This is a genomic window from Janthinobacterium sp. NKUCC08_JDC, from assembly GCF_019345575.1.
GTDB lineage: Bacteria > Pseudomonadota > Gammaproteobacteria > Burkholderiales > Burkholderiaceae_D > Janthinobacterium > Janthinobacterium aestuarii.
Genome location: NZ_JAHKQW010000022.1, coordinates 1 through 20,357, shown reverse-complemented (window position 1 = coordinate 20,357; position 20,357 = coordinate 1). Strand labels below are relative to the sequence as shown.

General features: G+C 66.1%; 22 protein-coding genes and 1 pseudogene. 13 read left to right on the top strand and 10 right to left on the bottom strand.

Annotated features, from left to right (window positions below; translation table 11 throughout):
• Positions 1-3 precede the first annotated feature (3 nt).
• Both KO538_RS28035 and KO538_RS28030 read right to left on the bottom strand, forming a co-directional pair.
• Positions 4-573 carry a type VI secretion system tube protein Hcp gene (locus KO538_RS28035; protein ID WP_219330319.1) on the bottom strand — a complete coding sequence of 190 codons (570 nt, stop codon included), beginning with the start codon at positions 571-573 and terminating at the stop codon, positions 4-6.
• 21 nt (positions 574-594) lie between these two features.
• Positions 595-882 carry a DUF6150 family protein gene (locus tag KO538_RS28030; protein ID WP_219330318.1) on the bottom strand — a complete coding sequence of 96 codons (288 nt, stop codon included), beginning with the start codon at positions 880-882 and terminating at the stop codon, positions 595-597.
• 194 nt (positions 883-1,076) lie between these two features.
• On the opposite strand from KO538_RS28030, the gene KO538_RS28025 reads away from it, so the two are divergent.
• The 9 genes and pseudogenes from KO538_RS28025 to KO538_RS27990 all read left to right on the top strand — a co-directional run bounded on the left by KO538_RS28025 (position 1,077) and on the right by KO538_RS27990 (position 9,400).
• The gene (locus KO538_RS28025) at positions 1,077-2,726 is read left to right on the top strand and encodes a DUF4394 domain-containing protein (protein ID WP_257620630.1); all 1,650 of its coding nucleotides are present in this window, start codon (positions 1,077-1,079) and stop codon (positions 2,724-2,726) included.
• 117 nt (positions 2,727-2,843) lie between these two features.
• The gene (locus KO538_RS28020; RefSeq protein WP_219330317.1) at positions 2,844-4,124 is read left to right on the top strand and encodes an arsenic transporter; all 1,281 of its coding nucleotides are present in this window, start codon (positions 2,844-2,846) and stop codon (positions 4,122-4,124) included.
• Positions 4,125-4,183: 59 nt separating this feature from the next.
• Positions 4,184-4,768, top strand: coding sequence for a TetR/AcrR family transcriptional regulator (locus tag KO538_RS28015; RefSeq protein ID WP_219330316.1), 585 nt, complete (start codon positions 4,184-4,186; stop codon positions 4,766-4,768).
• Positions 4,769-4,841: 73 nt separating this feature from the next.
• Positions 4,842-5,942 carry an alkene reductase gene (locus KO538_RS28010; RefSeq protein ID WP_219330315.1) on the top strand — a complete coding sequence of 367 codons (1,101 nt, stop codon included), beginning with the start codon at positions 4,842-4,844 and terminating at the stop codon, positions 5,940-5,942.
• A 31-nt stretch (positions 5,943-5,973) separates the two neighbouring features.
• On the top strand, positions 5,974-6,357 hold the full coding sequence (locus KO538_RS28005; protein ID WP_219330314.1) for a nuclear transport factor 2 family protein: 384 nt from the start codon (positions 5,974-5,976) through the stop codon (positions 6,355-6,357).
• A 58-nt stretch (positions 6,358-6,415) separates the two neighbouring features.
• Positions 6,416-7,045, top strand: a complete 630-nt coding sequence (locus tag KO538_RS28000; protein WP_219330313.1) for an NAD-dependent dehydratase — start codon at positions 6,416-6,418, stop codon at positions 7,043-7,045.
• Between the two features lie 26 nt (positions 7,046-7,071).
• Positions 7,072-7,509, top strand: a pseudogene (locus KO538_RS29560) (GNAT family N-acetyltransferase); the annotation flags it as partial.
• A gap of 9 nt (positions 7,510-7,518) precedes the next feature.
• Complete coding sequence (locus KO538_RS29555) at positions 7,519-8,115, top strand: flavin reductase family protein (RefSeq protein ID WP_257620635.1); 597 nt, start codon at positions 7,519-7,521, stop codon at positions 8,113-8,115.
• A complete protein-coding gene (locus KO538_RS27990; protein WP_219330311.1) occupies positions 8,099-9,400 on the top strand; it encodes a nucleotide disphospho-sugar-binding domain-containing protein in 1,302 nt (433 codons plus the stop codon). Before KO538_RS29555 ends, KO538_RS27990 begins: the two co-directional genes overlap by 17 nt.
• 9 nt (positions 9,401-9,409) lie before the next feature.
• Here KO538_RS27990 and KO538_RS27985 read toward each other — a convergent pair whose 3' ends face one another.
• The 7 genes from KO538_RS27985 to KO538_RS27955 form a co-directional block, all read right to left on the bottom strand.
• The gene (locus tag KO538_RS27985; RefSeq protein WP_257620629.1) at positions 9,410-10,357 is read right to left on the bottom strand and encodes a DUF2145 domain-containing protein; all 948 of its coding nucleotides are present in this window, start codon (positions 10,355-10,357) and stop codon (positions 9,410-9,412) included.
• A complete protein-coding gene (locus KO538_RS27980; protein WP_034788152.1) occupies positions 10,354-10,785 on the bottom strand; it encodes a hypothetical protein in 432 nt (143 codons plus the stop codon). The genes KO538_RS27985 and KO538_RS27980 overlap by 4 nt, the downstream gene beginning before the upstream one ends.
• 92 nt (positions 10,786-10,877) lie before the next feature.
• On the bottom strand, positions 10,878-11,711 hold the full coding sequence (locus KO538_RS27975; RefSeq protein WP_070305993.1) for an HDOD domain-containing protein: 834 nt from the start codon (positions 11,709-11,711) through the stop codon (positions 10,878-10,880).
• 134 nt (positions 11,712-11,845) lie between these two features.
• On the bottom strand, positions 11,846-12,943 hold the full coding sequence (locus tag KO538_RS27970; protein WP_219330310.1) for an acyl-CoA dehydrogenase: 1,098 nt from the start codon (positions 12,941-12,943) through the stop codon (positions 11,846-11,848).
• A gap of 61 nt (positions 12,944-13,004) precedes the next feature.
• A complete protein-coding gene (locus KO538_RS27965) occupies positions 13,005-14,561 on the bottom strand; it encodes an FAD-dependent monooxygenase (RefSeq protein ID WP_219330309.1) in 1,557 nt (518 codons plus the stop codon).
• A 286-nt stretch (positions 14,562-14,847) separates the two neighbouring features.
• Complete coding sequence (gene gstA, locus KO538_RS27960) at positions 14,848-15,462, bottom strand: glutathione transferase GstA (RefSeq protein WP_070305990.1); 615 nt, start codon at positions 15,460-15,462, stop codon at positions 14,848-14,850.
• Positions 15,463-15,574: 112 nt separating this feature from the next.
• Positions 15,575-15,736, bottom strand: coding sequence for a hypothetical protein (locus tag KO538_RS27955; protein ID WP_161781510.1), 162 nt, complete (start codon positions 15,734-15,736; stop codon positions 15,575-15,577).
• A 24-nt stretch (positions 15,737-15,760) separates the two neighbouring features.
• On the opposite strand from KO538_RS27955, the gene KO538_RS27950 reads away from it, so the two are divergent.
• Complete coding sequence (locus tag KO538_RS27950; protein ID WP_128139501.1) at positions 15,761-15,970, top strand: hypothetical protein; 210 nt, start codon at positions 15,761-15,763, stop codon at positions 15,968-15,970.
• A 338-nt stretch (positions 15,971-16,308) separates the two neighbouring features.
• Here KO538_RS27950 and KO538_RS27945 read toward each other — a convergent pair whose 3' ends face one another.
• Positions 16,309-17,169 (bottom strand): LysR substrate-binding domain-containing protein, encoded by an 861-nt coding sequence (locus KO538_RS27945; RefSeq protein ID WP_219330308.1) that lies wholly within the window; start codon positions 17,167-17,169, stop codon positions 16,309-16,311.
• Between the two features lie 122 nt (positions 17,170-17,291).
• On the opposite strand from KO538_RS27945, the gene KO538_RS27940 reads away from it, so the two are divergent.
• The 3 genes from KO538_RS27940 (at position 17,292) to KO538_RS27930 (ending at position 20,198) form a co-directional block, all read left to right on the top strand.
• The gene (locus tag KO538_RS27940) at positions 17,292-18,833 is read left to right on the top strand and encodes an MFS transporter (protein WP_257620628.1); all 1,542 of its coding nucleotides are present in this window, start codon (positions 17,292-17,294) and stop codon (positions 18,831-18,833) included.
• Between the two features lie 61 nt (positions 18,834-18,894).
• Positions 18,895-19,695 (top strand): hypothetical protein, encoded by an 801-nt coding sequence (locus KO538_RS27935; protein WP_219330307.1) that lies wholly within the window; start codon positions 18,895-18,897, stop codon positions 19,693-19,695.
• Between the two features lie 53 nt (positions 19,696-19,748).
• Positions 19,749-20,198: a VOC family protein gene (locus KO538_RS27930; protein WP_034754749.1), complete on the top strand. Its 450-nt coding sequence runs from the start codon at positions 19,749-19,751 to the stop codon at positions 20,196-20,198.
• Positions 20,199-20,357 lie beyond the last annotated feature (159 nt).

The following is a 20,357-nucleotide window of genomic DNA, read 5'->3' as shown; positions in this document are numbered from 1 at the left end:
TGCTTAGCCCGTGAAGGCGCCTATGGGCCGGTTGCGCGCCAGGCTCCAGCCTGTCGTGTGTTGGGGGCCGGGCTTGCCGTCGGCCTGCTGCACGCTGTGGCTCCAGAGGATTTCCGTGAAATTCAGCTTGAACTGCTCGGTCGGCATGTCATCGGGATGGGTTTGCAGCTGGATTTCGCTGATGATGGCGTCGCGCAGCCAAATGGTCATGATGTTGGCCGTCTTGTCGCCCGAGTTGCGGGCGATGTAGAGCTTGGTTGGCTGGTCCGCGCCGGTGCCCAGCGGCTTGGCGCGCAGGCACAGGTCGTACAAGTTGACCGAGGTCCGGTCGACATATTTGACACAGGTAAATTCCGTGATCACGGGCCGCCCCGACGTGCGCGCAGAATTGCTGACGTCCGTCGTTATTTGCTGCTTCATGCCCTGGTGCAGCGAGACCAGCTCGATGCATGGTCCCATGCCCTGCAGCGCAGCGGCGTCGCGCCAGATCGCGTCGATGCCGGCATTGCCACCGTCCGGCGTCTTGCCGAACACGAGTTCCCCGTTGCCGGGTTCCAGCAAAATCAAATCCATGATGAGCTCCTCCGCTTGATGTCAGCTGCCGCCGTGCGACAGGCAGCCCTTGAGCCGATGTGGCCGGGTCCAACCCGCTTCGCTGGCGTGGTCGACAAAACAGATGGCTAGCTGCGCAAAGCCTGGCGAGGTGAAATACATGCCGGCCGTGGCGCTTTGCCGCTCGCGGGTGATGAACCACAGGGCGTCGCCATGCGCCAGGCCAAAACTGGCCACGCGGTGCACCAGCAAGTCGGCGCTGCCGCGCTGCACGATGGCCACCCGCACGTCGGCTTCGCCCATGTTGTTGGTCTGATAGATGCGCGCCACTTTCCTGACCCCAGTTTCAATCGTGCCTGCGACTATACACCGATTAAGTTGCCTAAACACAAGCATAAATTGCACCGAAATAAATATTTTTGCATCACTGCATCCAAACGCGGGCACGGCGAGTAGTACATGGGTGCGCTCGCCGCAACGGCGGCATGAGCGGCACCTCCACTCACTCTATCGGGACCACGACCATGTCACCACTGCCAACCTTGCCATACGCCAAGCTGCTGCTTGTTTCCGCCGTCGCCATGACCTTGTCCGCTTGCGGCGGCGGCAGCGACCACGAAGATGTTGTCGTCACGCCACCGCCGCCCGTGGTGGTGGCTGGCGACGTCTTCGTGCTGACCGCCAGCAACAAGTTGCTGTCATTCGACCGCGCCGCGCCGGCCACCATCCGCACCACGGCCACCGTCACGGGCTTGCAGGCCGGCGAAAACCTGCTGGGCATCGATTTCCGTCCCGCCGATGGCCAGCTGTATGGCGTCGGCAGCACGGGCCGCATCTACACCCTGAATGGCGTGACGGGCGCCGCCACCGTCAAAGCCACCCTGGCGGTCGATGCGGGTGATGCGACGGCGCCTTACACGGCGCTGGCCGGTACGGAGTTCGGCGTCGACTTCAACCCCGTCGCCGACCGCCTGCGCATCGTCAGCAACACGGGCCAGAGCCTGCGCATCAATGTCGATACGGGCGCCACCACGACAGATGGCAATATCAATGGCGGCGCAGCGAATACGACCATCACGGCCGCCGCCTATACCAACAGCTTTGCCGGCACGGCCAGCACCACTTTATTTGTCATCGATGGGGCCAACGCCACCCTGTACACGCAAAATCCGCCCAACAATGGCACCCTGGCCAGCGCCGTGCCGCTGGGCGTGGCGGCCACCGGCGTGGCCGGCTTCGACATCGATGCGCGCACGAATACGGGCTACGCCGTCATGACGGTGGCTGGCGCGCGCAATCTGTACACCTTGAACCTGGCTGCGGCCACGGCGCCGGCGACCCTGGTGGCGGCCATCGGCGCGGCGGAAGAACTGCGCGGCATCGCCCTGAAAGCGCCGGCCACGCCTATCGCCTACGGCTTGACGGACGACGCCCGCATCGTCACCTTCAAGACGGCCACGCCGAACACGCTCGACGCCAACGTGGCCGTGACGGGCCTGGCGGCGGGCGAGCGCCTGCTGGGCTTTGACATCCGTCCCAAGGATGGCTTGCTGTACGGGATATCGTCGACGGGGCGCATCGTCACCATCGACCCGGCGACGGGTGCCGCCACCGTCAAGGCGACGCTGGCCGCCGATGCCTTGGACGTCACCGCGCCGTACACGGCCATCGCGGGCACGGCCTTTGGCGTCGATTTCAATCCCGTCGCCGACCGCCTGCGCGTGATCGGCAACGCGGGGCAAAGCCTGCGCATCAATGTCGACACGGGCGCCACCACCACCGACGGTACCGTCAACCGCGCGGGCGCCGCGCCTAGCGTGACGGCCGCCGCGTATACCAACAGCTTTGCCGGCACCACGGCGACCATGCTGTTCGATATCGACACGGCCAGCGCGGCGCTCGCCCTGCAAAATCCGCCAAACGACGGCACTTTGGTGAATGTCGGCGCGCTTGGCGTGGCGGTGGCGGGCGACGTGGGCTTCGATATCGCGGGCGGCGCCAACGGCCTGGCCCTGGCGGCCCTGCGCACCTCGGCCACGGGACCGAGCTCGCTGTACCGCATCGACCTGGCGACGGGTGGGGCCGTGCTGAGCGGCGGTGCGGCCACGCCGGCCGCTTCCGCCATCGGCAATGGGGCGGTGGGGCTGGTCGATATTGCCATCGCGCTCAAGTAAGGAAGTACGCCGCAGCTTTGCTTTGATTCAATAATTCCAGTATTATAGAATTGTTGATGATATTCAATGGCTGCGGCGCATGGTGCCCGCGATGCCGCATACCCGGAATCTCGCCCCATGCTCATCGCTTTCCTCATCTTTCTCGCCACCTTAATCCTCGTCATCTGGCAGCCGCGTGGCCTGGGCATCGGCTGGAGCGCCGTCATCGGCGCCTGTGTCGCCTTGCTGGCCGGCGTGATCCACTGGGGCGACATTCCCGTCGTCTGGCATATCGTGTGGAACGCCACCGGTACGTTTGTTGCCGTGATCATCATCAGCCTGCTTTTGGATGCGGCCGGCTTCTTCGAGTGGGCAGCGCTGCACGTGGCGCGCTGGGGCGGGGGCAGCGGCAGAAAACTGTTCGTGCTGCTGGTCTTGCTGGGCGCGCTCGTCTCGGCCGTGTTCGCCAATGATGGCGCCGCGCTGATCCTGACACCCATCGTCATCGCCATGCTGCGAGCGCTGAAATTTTCCGCCAGGGCCACCCTGGCCTACGTGATGGCAGCCGGCTTCATCGCCGACACGGCCAGCTTGCCGCTCGTGGTGTCGAACCTGGTCAATATTGTTTCGGCCGATTTCTTCAAGATCGGCTTTGCCGAGTACGCTGCCGTGATGGTGCCCGTCAACGTCGTCGCCGTACTGGCCACCCTGGCCGCCTTGCTGCTCTTTTTCCGCAAGGATATTCCCCGCGACTACGAAGTCGCGCAGCTGAAACGCCCTGACGCCGCCATCCGCGACCTGGGTACCTTCCGCGCCGGCTGGCTGGTGCTGGCGCTGCTGCTGGTGGGCTTTTTCTCGCAGGAGCGCCTGGGCGTGCCCATCAGCCTGATCGCCGCCGTGGGCGCCGCGCTGCTGCTGGTGGTGGCCGGCAGGGGCCATGTTATTTCCACGCGCCACGTGCTGCGCCATGCGCCGTGGCAGATCGTCGTCTTTTCGCTGGGCATGTACCTGGTCGTGTACGGCTTGCGCAATGCGGGCTTGACGGTGTACCTGACGGGCATGCTGAACCACTTTGCGCAGTACGGCGTGTGGGGCGCGGCCATGGGCACGGGCGTGCTGACGGCCTTGCTGTCGTCCGTGATGAACAACCTGCCGACGGTGCTGGTGGGCGCGCTGGCCATCGACCCGACGACGGCGCAAGGGGCCGTGCGCGAAGCGATGATCTACGCGAACGTCATCGGCAGCGACCTGGGGCCGAAGATCACGCCCATCGGCAGCCTGGCCACCTTGCTGTGGCTGCACGTACTCGACAGCAAGAATATCCACATTTCCTGGGGCTACTATTTCCGCGTCGGCATCGTGCTGACCGTGCCTGTGCTGCTGGTGACCCTGGCCGCGCTGGCGCTGCGCCTGGGGTGATGGCGGAGCAGGGGATAGTTTACTAGACGACCGGTCAGATTTTTTGCTATACTGGCCGCATGAGCAAAAAATCCTCCGCTGACATGCGCCAGCACCTGATCGACATCGCCAAGGCCCTGATGGCCGAGAAGGGCTATACGGCCGTGGGCCTGGCCGAACTGGTGGCGGCGGCCGGCGTGCCGAAAGGCTCGTTCTACTATTACTTCAAGTCGAAGGAAGAGTTTGGCCAAGCCTTGCTCGACGATTATTTCACCACTTATCTGCAGACAGTCGACGCCTTGCTGGACGGCCCGGGCACCGCCCGCGAGCGCCTGCTCGCGTATTTTGACTACTGGAGCGCGACGCAGGCCGGCAGCGCCCCGGAAGGCAAATGCCTGGTGGTCAAGCTGGGCGCCGAAGTGTGCGACCTGTCCGTGGACATGGGCGCCGTGCTGCAGCGCGGTACGGGCGCCATCCTGGACCGCCTGACGCAGTGCGTGGAAGCGGGCCACCTCGACGGTTCCGTGGCGGCGACGACGCCGGCCCGCGTGCTGGCCGACTCGCTGTACCAGCTGTGGCTGGGCGCTTCCCTGATGGTCAAGGTGGCCAGGAACGGCGGGCCGTTCGACGCGGCCATGTCCACCACGCAACGGCTGCTGGCGTAGCCGTTTTTTTTAATCATTAAATAGACGACCGGTCAGTTATTTTGGACCTCTCGCACAATATGAAAGCAATACGATGACCGAACAGCATGAAAGCGATCTATTTTCTCCAGTCGACCTGGGCGCGCTGGCGCTGGCCAACCGCATCGTCATGGCGCCGCTCACGCGCAGCCGCATGGGCGACGATGGCGTGCCGAACGCCTTGCACGCCGAGTACTACGCCCAGCGGGCCAGCGCCGGCCTGATCATCAGCGAGGCGACGAATATTTCGCCCCAGGCGCGCGGCTATGCCCTGACACCGGGCATCTGGTCGGACGAGCAGGTGGCTGGCTGGAAGCTGGTCACGGATGCCGTGCATGCTGCCGGCGGCAGGATCGTTTGCCAGCTGTGGCATGTGGGGCGGTTTTCTCATACGAGCCTGCAGCCCGATGGCGCCGCGCCCGTCGCGCCTTCCGCCATCCAGGCCGAGGGCAGCACCTACACGGCCAGCGGCATGCAGCCCGTGTCGATGCCGCGCGCGCTGGAGACGCAGGAAATCGCCGGCATCGTTGCCCAGTATGCGCATGCGGCCGCATGCGCGCTGCGCGCCGGTTTCGACGGCGTCGAGGTGCATTCGGCCAATAGCTACCTGCTCGACCAGTTCCTGCGCGATTCGACCAACCGGCGCACGGACGCTTATGGCGGCAGCATCGACAACCGCGCGCGCCTGACCCTGGAAGTGACGGATGCCGTGGTGAATATCTGGGGCGCATCGAGGGTAGGCATCCGTTTGTCGCCCGTCACGCCCGACGCGGGCAACACGCCCGTCGACAGCGACGTGATGGCCACCTATGGCTATTTGATCGGACAGTTGAACCGCCACGGGCTGGCCTATCTGCACTTCGTCGAAGGCGCCACGGCCACCTCGCGCGAGGTACCGGACGGCGTCGACCTCGACGCGTTGCGGGCGCTGTTCGATGGCCCCTACATCGGCAACAACCATTACGACTTGCCGCTGGCGCTGGCGCGCCGCGCCGAAGGCAAGGTCGATGCGGTTGCCTTCGGCCGTCCCTTCATCGCCAACCCGGACCTCGTGGCGCGCCTGCGCCATGGCGTGGCGCTGGCCGTGGCGCCGCGCGCGGCGTATTACGGCGGCGGCGCCGTCGGCTACACCGACTGGCCGGCCAGCCAGTCCTGATTTTTCTTTTCACCCAACCAAGGAGCGCACCATGAACAACACCACTTATGTGCAGGATTACCAGGCCATCGTCGCCGTGCTGAATCAATACAATGCGGGCGGCGCGCAGGCCGACAGCAGCATCATGCGCCCCGCCTTCAGCAGCGAGGCCACCATTTTCGGCATCGACAGCGAAGACAAGCTGACGGGCGGGCCCATCGAAGGCCTGTTCGAAATCATCGACAGCGCGTTCCGTCCATCGCCGCAGGCAAAGGCGGCCATCGCGCGGATCGATATCGTGGGCACGGCGGCCAGCGCGCGCGTCGACACGGACGATATCTCGGGCTTCCGCTTCACCGATTTTTTCAATCTGCTCAAGGTGCAGGGCGAGTGGACCATCGTGAGCAAGATCTATCACACGCACGCGGGCGCCTGATGCACTGCCTGGGCGCCCGATGCTGTATCGTGTGGCGTCCAGCATGCGGGGAGAATGAATGAAACTGATACTGATAGGTGCCACGGGCCTGGTGGGCCGCGAAGTGCTGCGCCTGGCGCTGATGGATGCGCGCGTCAGCCGGATTGTCGCGCCCGTGCGCAAGCCTTTGCCGGCGCATCCCAAATTGGACGCGCCGCTCGTCGACTTCGACAGCTTGCCGGCGGACGCGCCCTGGTGGCAGGCGGACGCCGTCATCTGCACCCTGGGCACGACCATGAAGGTGGCGGGCACGCGGCAGGCGTTTCGCAGAGTCGACCATGACTATCCGCTGGCCGCGGCGCGGCTGGCGCTGGCGGCCGGCACGCGCACGTATGCGCTCAATTCCGCCGCCGGCGCCAACGCGGCTTCGCGCTTTTTCTACAACCGCGTCAAGGGAGACTTGGAACGCGACCTCGAAACGCTGGGCTTTGCGTCGCTGACGCACGTGCGGCCGGGACTGATCGGCGGCGAACGCGAGGAGGCGCGGGCGGGCGAGGGCGCTGCCTTGCGCGTCCTGCGCGTGCTCGGTCCCGTGCTGCCGCGCCGCTGGCGCATCAATCCCGCGCCGCGTATCGCCAGCGCCTTGCTGGAAGCGGCGCTGGCCGGCACGCCGGGCGTGCACGTCGTCGGCCCGGAACAGCTGGCTTGACCGCGCGCCCCTTATAATTGCCATTCATGTTTTTTAAAGTACAAAAAATGCAAACAGTGCGTCCTTACCAGGCCGGCGACCGCGATGCCTGCCTGGCTCTTTTCGACGGCAATACGCCGCGCTTTTTCGACCCGTCCGAGCGCGCGGACTTTGCCGCCTGGCTGGAAAATTCGACACATCCGTATCTGGTCATCGAACGCGACGGACGCATCGTCGCCTGCGGCGGCCATGCGCTGGACACGGGCGGCACGGTGGCCAGCCTGTGCTGGGGCATGGTGGCGCAGGATCTGCACGGCCAGGGACTGGGCCGCGCGCTGACGCAGGCGCGCCTGGACGCCATCCGCGCCGTGCCGGGCGTGGCCGAGGTGAGCATGAACACCAGCCAGCACACGCAGGCCTTTTATGCGCGCTTCGGCTTTGAGACAGTCAAGGTGACGCCGGATGGCTTCGGGCCCGGCATCGACCAGTGGGACATGCTGCTGTCGCTAAATGAACGAGACCATATCGCCGCCGTGCCGCTGGAAAAAGCCTATCGTTTGCTCAATCACGGCCCGTCCATCCTCGTCTCGGCCCGCCATGGCGGCGTCGATAACGTGATGGCCGCCGCCTGGGCCTGCGCCCTCGATTTCGCGCCGCCGAAACTGACCGTGGTGCTGGACAAGGCAACGCGCACGCGCGCGCTCGTCGAAGGCAGCGGCACGTTCGTCATCCAGGTGCCGACGGCGGCGCAGCTGCAGCTGACCCACGCCGTCGGCACGCACAGCCTCGATGCGCAGCCCGACAAACTGGCGCGCGCCGGCGTGCGGCTGTTTCACATGGACGGCTTTGATTTGCCGTTCGTGGCCGGATGTTCGGCCTGGCTGGCTTGCCGTTTGATCCCCGAGCCGCACAACCAGGCTGCGTATGACCTGTTCATCGGCGAAGTGGTGGGCGCCTGGGCCGACACGCGCGTGTTCCGCGACGGGCACTGGCATTTCGAAGACGCCGATCCATCCTGGCGCAGCCTGCACTACATCGCCGGCGGGCGCTTTTATGCGATCGGCGAGGCGCTCGATGCCGCCCCGGGCTGAAGCGCTGGCCGGCCAGGCCGCCGCCACGCCGCTCGTCATCGTCGCCAGCAGCGGCACGGGCGGCGACATCCAACCGTTTATCGCGCTGGCGCAGGGTTTGCAGCAGCGGGGCCGGCGCGTGCTGCTGCTGGTGCCGGGCTGGCAGGAAGCGGCAGCGCAGGCGTCAAGGCTGCCGTATCACACCTTTGGCAGTGCGGCAGAGGGCCAGGCCATGCTGGGCGACCCGGGCCTGTGGGATGAACGCAAGGGCTGGGGCTTGGTGTGGCGCGGCCTCGTGCCGCACCTGGGCGCCGTGCGCGACGTCGTGCAAGGCTTGCCGGATGCTGAAGATTGCGTGGTGCTGTGCCACCCCTTCCTCGTGCCGATGGCCGCCCTGGCACGCTCGGCACGCCCGGGCCTGCGCATCGTCGCGGCGTATCTGGCGCCATCGAATTTGTGCAGCAGCCATGATTTCCTGGCGGCCGGCTCGCTGCGCGTTCCCGCCTGGGTGCCGCTGGCCTGGCGCCAGGCCCTGTGGCGGCTGATCAACCGCAGCATGGTCGACCCGGTGCTGCTGCCTGGCCTGAACGGGGCGCGCGCGCAGCACGGACTGCCGCCCGAAGCGCATTTTTTTGCGCACATGCTGACCGCACCGGATGCCTCGCTGGGACTCTTTCCAGCGTGGTTCGCCGCCCCGCAGGCGGACTGGCCGCCGCACTTCGTGCAAACCGGTTTCATGGGCGCCGTCATGCATGGCGCTGCGGCGCTGCCGCCGGAGCTGGAACGCTTTCTGGGCGAGGGTGAGCCGCCCATCGTGTTCACACCGGGTACCGGGCACCAGCACGCGCAGCGCTATTTCAGCATCGCCCTGGAAGTGTTGCGGCGGCTGGGGCGGCGCGGCCTGTTCCTCACGCCGCATGCGGCGCAAGTGCCGCAGGATTTGCCGGCCAGCGTCATGTGGCAGGCGCACGTGCCGTTTGCGGCGCTGTTGCCACGCGTGGCGGCCGTGGTGCACCATGGCGGCATCGGCACCAGCGCGGACGCTTTCCGCGCGGGCATTCCGCAACTGATCGTGCCGTTCGCGTACGACCAGTTCGATAATGGCTGGAGGGTCAAACGGCTCGGCGTGGGGGATGTCTTGCTGGCCAGGCGTCTGTCGGCGGGACGCATGCAGCGGCAGCTGGCGCGCCTGCTCGCCGCGCCCGGGGTCCAGCTGGCGTGCGGCGAGGTAGCCCGCCGGATGGGGCAGGGGCTCGAACCATCGCGCCTGCTTGACCAAGTCGAAGCGGTGCTGGCCGCAGCTTAGCGACTGCCGTCAGGGACTGTCGTGCGGCGTATCGTCGAGGGCGATGACCCTGTCGTTTGCGCCTGGAATACAGCCGTCGGCGATCGCATCCCAGCCCCGGTGCACCACCACCTGCTTGCCGTCGTGGCAGATTTCCACGCGTTCGCTGGCGGGCAGGCGCTGGCGCGCGAACGCTTCCAGGCTGGCCGGCAAGCTCACTGCCAGCTGCATCGTGCCGATGGCTTCCGGCGGGTGGTCGTCCATGTGCACGAGGGGCACGAAGATGGAACCGAGCATCAGCCAGCGCGCACCCACGTCGACGGGGACGGGCGCGTAGGGCGCGGCGCGCAGCCAGTCCTGGGCGCGGGCGCGCAAGTCGCTGCCCGCGGCCAGTTCGCCCCAGGCGGCGGCCAGCATTTCCACCACCCACTGATTGCAATTCTGGTATTTCAGGCTGTAGGCATACGCGTTGGCGCTGTAGCGGCCCGCCAGCAACTGCTGCACGCGCACGGGATCGAGCAGGGCGCGGCGCAGGGGCGGTACGGTTTCGGCCGGCAGTTTCACGAGCGAGATGTAGCCGAGCGCAGGGTTTTCCGTGCCCATGGCGAAACCGGCCGTACCCTGGTCGAAGATGCGCGGGCGGCCTTCGTCGCAGGCGTAGTACAGCTGGCGCGCGGACCAGCCGCTGTCGTTGTCGTGGCGCCAGGCCAGTGCCGCGTGCGAATAGCGGATGCCGAAGCGGGCCAGGTCCAGGCCCGAGCGGCTGATCAGGGCCACGCTGCCTTCGCTGGCGGCCAGTTCTTCGCGCACGACGGCGGCAAAGCGCAGCAGCCGGTCCTGTTCCGTGGCCGTGAGTTCCTGCGCGCGGTCGCAAAAGCGCGACGAGGCGAGCGAGGTGCCCGCCTGGGCCGCGCCGGCGCTGAAGATGGCGCAAACGCCCAGCAGCAGTGCCGGGCGGCGCGGGAGAAAACGAATCAAAGGCTGACGGGACGCGTGGCCATTTCGCCGTACCAGTCGTCGGCCAGCACGAGGAAGAAGGCGGCGCGCGTGTCGTTGCGCGAGAATTCGATGCCGTAGGCGCGGTTTTGCGCATGCACCACGTCGCCCTGCGCCAGTTGCTGCTTGTCGAGCGCCGCTTGCGGCAAGTCCAGCACCAGCGGCGTGGCCGTGGCGTCGGCCTGCATGGTCAGGCGCGTCATGCCGTCGCGGCCCGGCACGGCGGCCACGTCGATGATGCGGTAGGGGCCATTGGCCACCTTGTTGTCGCGCGAGGAGCTGTTGCTCGAACCGTTGAGCGAATCGGAAATGCTGCCGCTCGATTGGGAGCCGGCGCTGGAGGCCGAGGAAACGAAGCTGTCGGCGTTGGCGTTGCACGCCATGGTCAGAGCTGCGGCCAGGCCGAGCATGCGTAAGGAGGTAGTCAAGGCAGTTTTCCAGTGGACATGAATGAAAGCGGACCGGGTCCATCCCGGCCTGCGCCATCATAGCAGATCGGCCATCAGCTGAGCAGCACCTCGATCAGGGCCTTCGCTTCGGCCGACGGCTGCGTGCGCAGCGCCTGCAGCACGGGATCATTGTCCAGGTAGGCTTGCAGCGGCGCGCTGACGGTGATGCCGGCCTGCGGCAGCGGCGAGGGCACGGGCGCCAGCGCCTTGGCCAGCAGCAGGGTGTCGCGCAAGCCTTCGGGTGGCAGCATGATGGTCGAACCGGGCAAGGTATTGACGGCATCGGCCACCGCCTGCGGCACGCCCAGCTGGCGCATCAGCGCGCGGCCGATCACTTCCAGGGCGGACGCCATCTGCGTTTCCAGGTGGGCGTACAGGCCAGGGGTCTTGTCGGCCTGGGCCAGCAGATAAAAGCCGGCCACTTCATGCACGATGCCGGCGAACAGCGCCGTATCGGCATCCGTCTGCGTGACGGCGCCCGCCAATCCATGCGCCAGCGCCGCCACGTGCACGGTGTGCGCCCACAGCTGGGTGGCGCGGGCGCGCAAGGCTTCGTCGCGGATGCCCGCGTTCAGCTGGCGGATGACGGCCGCCGTCGCCAGCGCATACAGGTTGCGGTGGCCCAGCCGCTCGACGGCGCCGCGCACGCTGGTGATGGCGGGCGCCTGGCCGGGCGCAAACAGGGCCGAATTGGCCAGCGCCACGGCGCGCGCCGACAAGGTCGGTTCGCACAGCAGCAGCCGGCTGATGTCGGCCGAGTGGCAATCGGGGTTGGCCAGTTCCTTTTGCAGGAGCAGGGCCGTATTGATGCTGGTGGGGAAGGCCAGGGTTTCCGTTTCGGCGCTGGCCAAAAGTTGGGCAAGGCTGCTGAGCGTGTTGACGTGCATGGATAGGGGAGCGAAAAGTAGCAATGCCTCATAGTATCAGGCAATCCGGGCCGCATGGCGTCCGCCAGCCTTTTCAGTCATGCGGCTGCCAGGGGAGGGCAAGTTGTCGCGCGGCGAAGCCGCGGTTGGCAATGTCAGGGCAGCAGCAGTGAATGCTGGCTGGCCGTGTGGAAATCGCGCCAGACCCGGTTGATGGTGCTGTCTTCGCGGGCCGCGTACAGGCCGCAGTATGGATACAGGCCATCGACGGCGGCGCGGCACACGGCGACCAGCTCCAGCGAACGTTCCTGCACGGCTTGCATGCCTTCCGCGTCGAGGGCCGTGCCGGCGGCAACCGTTGCCCAGCTGTCGTCCAGCACGGCGTAAAAGCGGGCGCGGGCGGCCGTGCAGGCATCCTTTTTTCCTTGCAGCAAGGCGGCCACTTCCGGCACGTCCAGCAGGGGCAAGCCGGCGCGCGCATGGCGGCGGTGGCGCATGCATTCCTCGGCCAATTGCATGAAATGCGCGGCCATGCCGGCCACGTTGGCGGCCAGGGTCACGTAGGCCAGCGAGTAGAACGGATAGCGGTACAGGGGGCCGCCGGCCGTCGCGGTGTCGGGACTGATCGTGAAGCCATGATCCTTGCCGAGCCACTGTCCGTCGATCCGGTAACTGTGCGAGGCGCTGGCGCGCATGCCGACGCTGTTCCACGAAGGCACCAGCCGCACCAGCGCGGCGGGGACGAGGAAGGCGCGGATGCGTGGCTTTCCTTCGCCATCGAGCAGGGGCTGGCCATCGCGCCGCAGCAGGGCGTTCAGGGTGAAGTGGGTGGCCATCGGTGCGCCGCTGGCGTAGTCCCAGCTGCCCGTGATGCGGTAGCCGTCGCCTTCCTCCTCCGCGTAGCCGGTGGCCGCGCCGCTGCCGCCCAGGCAGACGCGCGGCGTGCCGATGATGGACTGCGCCATGCCGGGCGCCAGAAAGCCCGCAAACCAGCCCGCGCCTGCGCACAGGGTCAGCACCCAGCCCATGCTGCCATCGACGGCGGCCACGGCTTCTTCCAGACGCACCACTTGCGGCAAGGGCAGCTCTGCGCCGCCCGCGCTGCGCGGCGCCAGCATCGTCAGCCAGCCGCGCCGGTGCAGCAAGGCTTGCTGCACCGGATGCAGGAAGCGGGCCGCATCGGCCGCCTGGGCGTGGCGGGCGATGCGGTGCGCGTCGCGTTCGGAAAGGGTAGCAATGGCAGCGTGCGGCATGGGCAATGTCCGGCAATGGTGAAGGCGGGCATTTTCGCACAGCGCGGCGGCGCCGTTGCCGTCAGCTGTGCGGCAAGGCGATTTTTTCCATCACCGCGCGCAGCAGCATGGCATCCGGTATTGCCGCCGGGGCGGAGCGCCAGGCGATGATGCCGTCCGGCCGGACGATCACGGCGCCGTCATCGCCTGTGCCGAAAGTGTCGACGAAGGCCTGGTCGGCGGGGAAAACCACGTCGGCGCCGGCCAGCAAGGTCTTCAACGATAGGTGCGCGGCGGCGGCGGACCAGCGGGGATCGGCTGTCAGCAGCACGAAATCCTCGGTCAGCAGGTCGATGCTGGAGACGCTGTTGCCACGATGCCGTACCCATACGTGGGGAGCGCGCGTGCCTGGCTGGCCGTTCCAGTCGCGCGGGTGGGCGGCCGGCGGCAGTGCCGCGTCCGCGCCGAGGATGGCGCTGGAGCGTGTCAGCTGGCCCAGTTCCATCGCCAGATTGCCATACAGTGGCGCGTCCTGGTAGCCTTCGCCGACCCATTTCGCGTAGTCTGGCCGGGCGAAGGTTTGCTGGTGCCGCAGCCAGGCGATGGGCCGGCGCTCATCCGTATAGGTGTCGAGCAGGGCAGGGCGCGATTGTTGCCGCACCACCCTTTGCAGCTTCCATGCCAGGTTGTAGACGTCGTCGATGCCCGTGTTGGCGCCGTAGCCGCCGCGCGTGGGCGGCAATTGATGGGCAGAATCGCCGGCCAGGAAAATGCGCCCCTCGCTGAACCTGTCCGCGATCAGGCCGGCCAGCTCCCAGCGTCCCGTGGTGATCAGTTCGAACGCCATGTCCTTGCCCAGGGCCTGGCGGACCAGCGCCCGCAATTGCGCGTCGGTGCTCTCGCTTTGTTCTTCAAACATGAGGAACCAGCGCCCGTCCGAATACGTGCCCAGGAAACCCTTGAAGCCTGGCTGGTCGATGTCGAACTGGCGGATGCCCCGTTCCAGAAAGGCGTCCGCCTCCGCGCAGCTGAACAGCACGCTGCGCAGCACGCGCAGGGGACCGGCACCCTGGCGCGCGATGCCCAGCTGTTCGCGGATGGGGCTGGCCGCGCCATCGGCGGCGATCAGGTAATCGGCCGTGACGGCATAGCATGCGCCCGTGTCGCGCTGGCGCAGCTGGGCCGTGACGCGCTGCGCATCCTGCTGCACGGACAACAGTTCCACGCCCGTGCGCAGGTCGGCGCCACGTGCGCGGGCGGCCTCGCGCAGTATCGGTTCCAGCAAGTCCTGGGCGATGGCGGCGCCGGCCATGGGCGAAGCCTTGCCGTCGCGCTCTTCCGGCTGGCCTGGCGTCCATGGCAATTCCTCGTAGTGCTGTCCCGCCAGGCTTTCCACGCGGGCGCGGCGCACGGTGGCACCGGGCGGTACCTGGGGAATGCGTTCGGCGATGCCGGCGGCGCGGAAAAATTCCAATGTATGTTCCGTAAAGCCCGTGGCGCGGGGATGCGCGGCGCTGCCGTGGTGTTTTTCAACGAGGATATGCGGCACGCCCCGCCATGCAAGGAAGAGCGAGGCTGAAAGTCCGACGAGACTGCCGCCGATGATGAGTACAGGGGTGTGGATTGAAGCTGGTTTCATGATGTCGTCCTGGATGTTGTGCAGAGCACACTCGGTCAAGGACGTGGTGATTTTTCGCGGCAGGCGGAACGCCGTTCAGGCAGCAGGGTGACGGAACGCACGCCGACGAAAAAACGGCGCACGTCCGCTTTTCGCCGTGGTCCGCGGCCCCCAGGGCTGGAATATGACCGTCCACAGGCGGACGGCTGACCGGGGCTCACCACGCCGGTCCACCTTTTTCGACGCCACGATCTTAGCACGGGATTGTCGTGCGCCGCCAGCCCAGGGCAACTCCGTGCAACAGCCCTCAAGCGGCCTTGGCCAGTCCTTCCGCTTCCAGTGCCGCCTTGACGCTGTCGCGCTCGGTCATGCGGCCCAGGAATGCCTGCACATTGGCCAGCTGCGACAGGTCCACACCCAGCTGCGGCGCCCAGCCCGTCACGGCGAACAGGTAGGGATCGGCCACGGTCATGGTGTCGCCGGTCAGGTAGGCCTGGCCTTCCAGGCGGCTGTTGATCCACGCATATTTCTTGCCCAGTTCCTCGATGAACAGGGCCTTGGTGGCCGCGTCGATGCGGGAATCGAACAGGGGACTGTACGATTTGTGCAGCTCGGACGTGATGTAATTCTGCCATTCCATCACCTTGTAGCGGACAAAGTTGCCCACGGGCGGCAGCAGGTCGTGCTTTCCGGCATGCTCGGCGATGTACTGGGCGATGATGGGGCCTTCGCTCAAGGTCCTGCCATCGTCGAGCGCCAGCAGCGGTACCTGGCCTTTCGGGTTGAGCTCATAGTAACTGCCGCCTTCCGGCGTCTTGTGCTGGCCCAGGTCGACCTTGACGAGTGTGAACGGCGTGCCCGTTTCGCGCAGGATGATGTGCGGTGCCAGCGAGCAGGCGCCCGGCGAGTAAAAGAGTTTCATGGCGGTCCTGTCCTTGAAAAGGTGGGGAGATGCCACTATAGACCTGCGCCGCCGCGCGGTAAACGCGTGTTCGTGTGGTGATCATTGGCGCACGGTGTCGCCTTGCGCTGGCTCAAACCCCACGATTGCGCAAGGTGTCGGGCAGCAAGGTAAACGCGGTAGGAGGGGCCGCCGTGCGCAGCCGCTGTTCGCCCGCTTGCGTCAGCGAGACGCTGCGCGTGCTGTGCACTTGCAGGCGCAGGTCATCGCGCTGCGTTTTGCTGTTATTCTGCAAGCAATCTTGTCGGACTATCGCGTGATGAAAACTTTTCTTTATTCGCTACTGGGTTTTGTCATTGCCAGCGTCATCGCATGGGGTGCCATGTTGCTGTGGGGCGGTCTGGTCTTGCAGCTGCCGCCCGGCGACAGCTATTGGGACCGCACGCCGTATGCGGCCGATATTTTCCTGGCCTGCTGGCTATGCTTTGCTACCGGGGCGGCAGTGCTGGTGGTTCGGCTGGCCCGTTGATACTGGCTCCACTCAATCATTAGTTTGGCTAATAAGTTCATGCGGACTTTGGCATTTCTTGCCATCATCTTCGTCAGCTAGGGGATGATCGTGCTCGACATGTCCATGGTGCAGCTTTCCTAAAGTCCACCAGGAACTGGGCTTTACGGATAAAGGTATGGCCTGGGTGCAAAGCGCCTACACCCTGACTAGGCGGTGCGGTTCACGGTGCCGTGGATGGTGCGGCTGCAAATATTCACGATCCGGCCCTATCGGTGCCGCTTCATCACCTCCATGAACTGCTGGGTCACCTGGATGGCGGCGCGTACGATCGCATGTATCGTGGCCTGGCGTTGCTGTCATGCCGCTGCGGCGGCTGACCATTCGCGCAGCAATTGTCCGAACGCTTCAGCCGCCGCCGTGGTGCTGGTGGCGCGCCAGACGAGCTGGAACTGGGCGGCGGGCAGGGCAGGCAAGCCATGCTGACCATCGATGATCACCATGCCCGGCTCCAAGTCGCCTTGCGGCATGGCCGTGATGGCCAATCCCGCCAGCACGGCGGCGCGCAAGCCCTGCTGGCTGGGCGAGGTGAACGCCACGCGCCAGTCCAGACCGGCGGCATCGAGGGCGTCGACGCCGACTTGCCGGTGCATGCACGGCGCGGGCGAAAACGCCAGCGGCAGCGGCAGCGCGCTGTCGTGCCGGAAATCCTGCGCCGCCGCCCAGACGAAGCGCGTGCGGCGCAGCACGGCCGCCTCATCCTGGCCGCCGGCCAGGGCCATGACGACGGCCAGGTCCAGCGCATCGGCCGCTACTAGTTTCTGCAAGTCAAGATAGGTGCCCACCGTCACATCCAGTCGCACGGCGGGAAACAAATGCGCGAACTGCGCCAGCAGGGCGGGCAGGCGAGCGCCCATGAAATTTTCCGGCACGCCAAAGCGCACGGCACCCGCAATCGAGAAGCGCAGGAAGCGCCGCGACAGCGCATCCTGCGCGGCCAGGATCTGCCGCGCGTGGCGCAGGAAATCTTCGCCATCTTCCGTCAGGCGCAGGCTGCGCGTCGTGCGCAACAGCAGCGCGCTGCCCGCTTGCTCTTCCAGGCGGCGGATCTGGTGGCTGATGGCGGACTGGCTCAGGTGCAGCCGTTCGGCGGCGCGCGTAAAGCCGCCCGTGTCCGCTACGGCGACAAAGGCGCGCAGCAGGGCGGTATCGAAGTCCATGGGTGACGCTCCTGCGATTCATGATGAAAATGAATGAATTGTACAAAATTTTATCATTTCCCTCATGAGTCGAGCTTTTCTAGAATGGCCGCTTGCAGTGCCCCGGCACCACGCATCCCTCCATGACTACCGAAAGCAAAGCTTCGATGTACCTGACTACTTCGCAACAAAACGTACTCACCCTGGCCGCCGTCTGCCTGGCCTCGCTCATGTTTGGCTTGGAAATTTCCAGCGTGCCCGTGATCCTGCCCACCCTGGAAACCGTGCTGCATGGCGACTTCAAGGACTTGCAATGGATCATGAACGCCTACACCCTAGCCTGCACCACCGTGCTGATGGCCACGGGCACCCTGGCCGACCGCTATGGCCGCAAGCGCTTGCTGCTCGCCAGCCTGATCCTGTTCGGCCTCAGTTCGCTGGCATGCGGCTGGGCCGGCAGCACGGGCGTGCTGATCGCCGCGCGCGCGCTGCAGGGCATGGCTGGCGGCGCCATGCTGATTTGCCAGGTGGCCGTGCTGTCGCAGCAGTTTCCGGACGGCGCCGCGCGGGGCCGGGCGTTTGGCGCCTGGGGCATCGTGTTTGGCCTGGGCCTGGGCTGCGGTCCCATCATCGGCGCGGCCATCGTCGCGCTGTCAAACTGGCAGTGGGTATTTCTCGTACACGGACCTTTGGCGCTGGCGGCGTTGCTGCTGGTGACGCTGGGCGTGAGCGAATCGCGCGACCCGCAGCGGCGCAAGCTGGACGTGGCCGGCATCGCCACCCTGTCGCTGGGCGTGTTCAGCCTGGCCTGGTGCCTGACGCAGGGGCCGGCGCTGGGGTTCAGTGATCCGCGCAGCGTGGCCAGCCTGGCCGTGGCGCTGATCAGTCTGATGCTGTTTGTCATGATCGAACGGCGCCAGGCCGAACCGATGATCGACTTTGCGGTGTTCCGCATCCGCCGTTTCTCGGGAGCGCTGCTCGGTTCGGCGGGCATGAACTGCAGTTTCTGGCCGTTCATGATTTATCTGCCCCTGTACGTGCAGTATGGCCTCGGCTACAGCAGCCTGGACACGGGCCTGACCTTGCTGGCCTACACCTTGCCCACCTTGCTCGTGCCACCGCTGGCCGAGCGCCTGGCGCTGCGCTACCGGGCCGATGCCGTCATTCCTGCCGGCTTGCTGGTCATCGGCGTGGGTTTTTTGCTGATGCTGTGGGGCAGCCGTGTGGATGCCGCCAGCTGGCTGACGATCCTGCCCGGCTGCCTGCTGGCGGGCATGGGCCTGGGCCTGACCAACACGCCCGTCACCAATACGACGACGGGCGCCGTACCGGGCGAACGGGCCGGCATGGCTTCCAGCATCGACATCAGCGCGCGCATGATCAGCCTGTCGGTGAATATCGCGCTGATGGGCTGTATTCTCGTCGCAGCCATCCAGTCCGCCTTGCGGATGCAGTTGCCCGGCGGACTGGACGCGGCCACCTTGCGCGCCATGGCGGAAGGCTTGTCGGTAGGCAAGGGCGCCGGCGCACTGCCGGCCGGCGTGGCGAAGCTGGCGCTGGCGCAGGGATTTGGCGCCGTGATGCTGTATGGCGGCGTGGCCGCCTGCCTGTTCGCCGTGGCCAGCTGGCTGGTGTTTGGCGCCGGACCGACGCGGCATGCAGCCGGGCTGCCAGTGAGGGAATAGCCAGGAGGCTATAATCTGGGCACGTTGACAAGTCTTGCTCAACGTCATTACGAGGCTGCCCATGCATAAACTGATTTCCGAACTCACCCGCCTGTACCTGTTCGAGGAACAGCAGCAATACATTGATGCGGAGGGCGGCGCGCAGCCGCTGACGCCGGCCGTGCTGGCGCGCCATCTGTCGGGCGAGCAGACGGTGGCCGTGCAACTCGTGACCGAGAGCGGCCTGACGCGCGCGCTGGTGCTGGAGTTTGGCGGCAAGGGCGGCGGCGAAGCGCACTGGAGCGCGCTGTGCACGATCGCCAACGCTGTGCAGCACGAGCTGGACTTGCCGGCGCCGGCCGTCAGCATCTCGGGCACGGCGTTCCAGTTATGGCTGTCCCTGGCCACGCCCGTGCCCGTCGCCCAGGCGCACCAGTTCGTGCAGCTGCTGCGTTCCACCTTTTTACCTGCCTCGACCGACATCCTCGCCACCGCGCCGCCCGCCGACGTGGAGCAGGTAGCGTTGCCGCCATGTCTGCAGCCATCGGGCAAGTGGGCCGCCTTCATCCACCCCAGCATGGGCGCGGCCTTTGTCGACGAGCCGGGCCTGGACATGCCGCCACCCCCGGCCGCCCAGCTGGGCTTCCTGGAAAGCTTGCGCAGCATCAACCCGGGACAATTCGCGCAGGCGCTGGCCAAGTTGCAGGGACATGCGGGGCTGGCAAATGCCGTGCCGGCTCCCGTCGCCGCTCCATTGCCAACGGTGGTGACCCAGTCACCGACGCAGCCGGGCTTGCTGCTGCAGGACGCCACCCTGGAAGACATCGTGCGCTGGCTGCATGCGCGCAATATCGAACCGACGTTCCGGCACAGGCTGCCGTAACGGGGCGCTCCTTCTCCCTGACTGAAGGATACGTTAGATACCCAGGAGGCAACATGACAGTCAAGCGCATGGACAACGTCGGCATCGTGGTAGCAGACATCGATGCCGCCATTGCGTTCTTTACCGAACTTGGTCTCGTACTCGAAGGGCGCGCCCCAATTGAAGGAGACTGGGCAGATGGCGTCACCGGTCTGCACGGCATGCGCGTGGAGATTGCCATGATGCGTACGCCGGACGGTCACAGCCGTCTCGAGCTATCCCGCTTCCTCGCGCCGCCCGTGGTCGCCGATCACCGCAACGCCCCGGTGAACGCTCTCGGTTACCTGCGTGTCATGTTTACCGTCGAGGATATCGACGACACGCTCGTCCGGCTCGTCAAGCGCGGCGCGAAGCTGGTCGGCGAAGTAGTCCAGTACGAAAACATGTATCGGCTCTGCTATATTCGTGGTCCGGAAGGAATCCTCATCGGGCTTGCCGAACAGCTTGTGCAGAAAACGTCCTGAGGGAATCCCACCGGATCGGTCTAGCCCGTTAGTGAAACGACGGCAACCGGCCCAGGCCGTGTAAAAACTCAAGAACGAGACGCGGTCGCCGAGTTGGACAGTTTGAGCGTAGTTCTGGAGTATAAGGAAACGCTCCAGGCGATGTAATCCACTTTCTGC

Excerpts from the sequence above, each read along its gene's own strand:
- KO538_RS27980 (WP_034788152.1), bottom strand. The coding sequence starts at position 10,785 with ATGCTCGGCCTGGCCGCAGCTCTGACCATGGCGTGCAACGCCAACGCC.
- KO538_RS28035 (WP_219330319.1), bottom strand. The coding sequence starts at position 573 with ATGGATTTGATTTTGCTGGAACCCGGCAACGGGGAACTCGTGTTCGGC.
- KO538_RS28005 (WP_219330314.1), top strand. The coding sequence starts at position 5,974 with ATGAACAACACCACTTATGTGCAGGATTACCAGGCCATCGTCGCCGTG.
- KO538_RS27930 (WP_034754749.1), top strand. The coding sequence starts at position 19,749 with ATGACAGTCAAGCGCATGGACAACGTCGGCATCGTGGTAGCAGACATC.
- KO538_RS27975 (WP_070305993.1), bottom strand. The coding sequence starts at position 11,711 with ATGCACGTCAACACGCTCAGCAGCCTTGCCCAACTTTTGGCCAGCGCC.
- KO538_RS27950 (WP_128139501.1), top strand. The coding sequence starts at position 15,761 with ATGAAAACTTTTCTTTATTCGCTACTGGGTTTTGTCATTGCCAGCGTC.
- KO538_RS28020 (WP_219330317.1), top strand. The coding sequence starts at position 2,844 with ATGCTCATCGCTTTCCTCATCTTTCTCGCCACCTTAATCCTCGTCATC.
- KO538_RS29555 (WP_257620635.1), top strand. The coding sequence starts at position 7,519 with ATGCTGCTGTCGCTAAATGAACGAGACCATATCGCCGCCGTGCCGCTG.
- KO538_RS27990 (WP_219330311.1), top strand. The coding sequence starts at position 8,099 with ATGCCGCCCCGGGCTGAAGCGCTGGCCGGCCAGGCCGCCGCCACGCCG.
- KO538_RS27935 (WP_219330307.1), top strand. The coding sequence starts at position 18,895 with ATGCATAAACTGATTTCCGAACTCACCCGCCTGTACCTGTTCGAGGAA.
- KO538_RS27970 (WP_219330310.1), bottom strand. The coding sequence starts at position 12,943 with ATGCCGCACGCTGCCATTGCTACCCTTTCCGAACGCGACGCGCACCGC.
- KO538_RS28015 (WP_219330316.1), top strand. The coding sequence starts at position 4,184 with ATGAGCAAAAAATCCTCCGCTGACATGCGCCAGCACCTGATCGACATC.
- gstA (WP_070305990.1), bottom strand. The coding sequence starts at position 15,462 with ATGAAACTCTTTTACTCGCCGGGCGCCTGCTCGCTGGCACCGCACATC.
- KO538_RS27945 (WP_219330308.1), bottom strand. The coding sequence starts at position 17,169 with ATGGACTTCGATACCGCCCTGCTGCGCGCCTTTGTCGCCGTAGCGGAC.
- KO538_RS28000 (WP_219330313.1), top strand. The coding sequence starts at position 6,416 with ATGAAACTGATACTGATAGGTGCCACGGGCCTGGTGGGCCGCGAAGTG.
- KO538_RS28025 (WP_257620630.1), top strand. The coding sequence starts at position 1,077 with ATGTCACCACTGCCAACCTTGCCATACGCCAAGCTGCTGCTTGTTTCC.
- KO538_RS27965 (WP_219330309.1), bottom strand. The coding sequence starts at position 14,561 with ATGAAACCAGCTTCAATCCACACCCCTGTACTCATCATCGGCGGCAGT.
- KO538_RS27940 (WP_257620628.1), top strand. The coding sequence starts at position 17,292 with ATGACTACCGAAAGCAAAGCTTCGATGTACCTGACTACTTCGCAACAA.
- KO538_RS28010 (WP_219330315.1), top strand. The coding sequence starts at position 4,842 with ATGACCGAACAGCATGAAAGCGATCTATTTTCTCCAGTCGACCTGGGC.